This is a genomic window from Microtetraspora sp. AC03309, assembly GCF_020826795.1.
Taxonomy (GTDB): domain Bacteria; phylum Actinomycetota; class Actinomycetes; order Streptosporangiales; family Streptosporangiaceae; genus Microtetraspora; species Microtetraspora glauca.
In genome coordinates, this window is the sequence record NZ_JADDIL010000332.1 from 1 (window position 1) to 654 (window position 654).

A 654-nucleotide genomic window follows, 5' to 3' on the forward strand; every position below is an offset into this window, starting at 1 on the left:
GTTGGGCACGGTGTGCGGGACGCACATGTTGGTGTAGAGGTCTTCTTCTTCGCCCGAGGGGCAGGCGATCGCCGGGCCGGACGACACGGGTGCGGAAAACGCGGCGAGCGCCGGGACGGCGGCCGCAGCGACTGCGAATCCGCCGGCAAAGATCAGTCGTCGCATCGAGATTGGGAAGGTCGCCATCGTCACGCTTTCTCTAGTTATTCGATTGTTTCGTTGCATGGATTCTAAGGAAGCTGGGAAAGATCTGCATTCGATCTATGAGGTAGCTGAGCAAGCGCTCCGAAGAGACCTCTGAGGAGCTATGGGCTGGCGCTGATGGTCGAGCGCGGAATGGGTTGGGGACCCTCTGCTTCGTCTTCCTCGGCCAGGCCGATGCATTCCCCGGCGTTGTGGCCGGTGCACGGGATCGCTCCGCCTCCGCCGGGCAGGTCGACCGCAGGCATATCGGGATTGCCCGGGATACCGCTGAACGGTGACGGTGAGTTCGGCACGAGGAATGGCGTGCAGGTCGTCGTGTAGACGTCCTCTTCTTCGCCGGAGGTGCAAGTGGCCTGGGCGACCGGAGCGCCGAACAGAAGGAACAGCGCGCAACCGACACCGGACAGTGCAGCGGGCACAACGACTGATTTCACCCGAGCAGTCTAGGAC

2 protein-coding genes are annotated in these 654 nt (G+C 62.8%); both read right to left on the reverse strand.

Features of this window, described 5'->3' with window-relative positions:
* Nucleotides 1-192 (reverse strand): hypothetical protein (locus tag IMZ11_RS43160; protein ID WP_228649432.1); only part of this gene is annotated, 192 nt, incomplete at its 3' end.
* 113 nt (nt 193-305) lie between these two features.
* Nucleotides 306-638 carry a hypothetical protein gene (locus IMZ11_RS43165; protein ID WP_038563208.1) on the reverse strand — a complete coding sequence of 111 codons (333 nt, stop codon included), beginning with the start codon at nt 636-638 and terminating at the stop codon, nt 306-308.
* Nucleotides 639-654 lie beyond the last annotated feature (16 nt).